The sequence below is a fragment of the Parvimonas sp. D9 genome, from assembly GCF_035282565.1.
In the GTDB taxonomy this organism is placed as follows: Bacteria; Bacillota; Clostridia; order Tissierellales; family Peptoniphilaceae; genus Parvimonas; species Parvimonas micra.
Window position 1 is genome coordinate 1 of the sequence record NZ_JAYKBM010000058.1, and the last position, 443, is coordinate 443.

The following is a 443-nucleotide window of genomic DNA, read 5'->3' on the forward strand; positions in this document are numbered from 1 at the left end:
GTAGGAAGCTCTCCCTACAGTGATGTGGGTGCGGCGAGTTGGTCTCCCGTCGCACCCATTTTTATGCCTTATGCAGAAGGCGACTGGGGCATACCCAAGGCTGCAGCATCTTCAGCACTGACAGCCTGGCCAGGCATACCATTGACGAGGAGAGCGTGGTTGCCTTCCGTCCAATATTCCAGAACACCCGTCACAGCCCCAATAGGCTGATTGTCAGGATCCTGGCGGTTCTCCTTTTCCAAGAAGACCAACTTCGTGGTGCCATCCGTAAGGTTCGAATAGAGGAAATTGCCACATTCGATCTGACGGGCACCGGTCGCAGTACGAAAAATGATCTTCATGCTTGTTCTCCGATCACATCCTTAAATTCATAAGGAAGGTTTACGTTGGAAGTGTACCCAATAAAGAAGGGTGCGATCTGCTTGGACTCATATCCGGCGAGC

At 51.9% G+C, this 443-nt stretch carries 1 protein-coding gene; it reads right to left on the minus strand.

What is annotated here, in order from left to right; translation table 11 throughout:
- Nucleotides 1-68 precede the first annotated feature (68 nt).
- Nucleotides 69-341, minus strand: coding sequence for a hypothetical protein (locus VJI94_RS08010; RefSeq protein ID WP_324000503.1), 273 nt, complete (start codon nt 339-341; stop codon nt 69-71).
- Between the last annotated feature and the right edge of the window lie 102 nt (nt 342-443).